The organism is Pseudoalteromonas fuliginea (assembly GCF_000690055.1).
GTDB lineage: Bacteria > Pseudomonadota > Gammaproteobacteria > Enterobacterales > Alteromonadaceae > Pseudoalteromonas > Pseudoalteromonas fuliginea.
The window spans coordinates 1-356 of the sequence record NZ_JJNZ01000196.1 but is presented as its reverse complement, the minus strand read 5'-3'; the positions used below and the strand labels follow the sequence as shown (position 1 = coordinate 356).

Genomic DNA, 356 nt, shown 5'->3' with positions numbered 1-356 from the left:
TTGGCTTGGGCCATGTACCTTCGCGACGCAGCGAGGCGGAAGGGCGATTGAAATCAAACGGCACCTCACTGAGGTCGCCGGTGATCAGGGTGTCGCTGTCAAAGAAAACAAAAGGCTCCCCTTCGGGCAGGGCATGAAGGGCCTCGATCTTATTGCCATAGGGGTAGGCCTGGCCAAAGAGCTTGCTTTCAAATGGCAGGATTTCGACATTCAGACGCGCTAGGGCTTCTAACACGCCTGCATTGTGAATGCTGGGATCTTTTTGCCAAAGCGGGCCCGGTTGCGGCACGGCAACAAACAGGCGTCCAGAAAACCCCGGTGAGCTGTGGCGCAGGGAAGCGGCAAACAGCAGTGCC

1 protein-coding gene is annotated in these 356 nt (G+C 57.6%); it reads right to left on the bottom strand.

Annotated features, from left to right (window positions below; translation table 11 throughout):
- Positions 1-356, bottom strand: a 356-nt coding sequence (locus tag DC53_RS21895) for a GT-B fold glycosyltransferase domain-containing protein (protein WP_206075183.1), incomplete at both ends; no start/stop codon positions are given.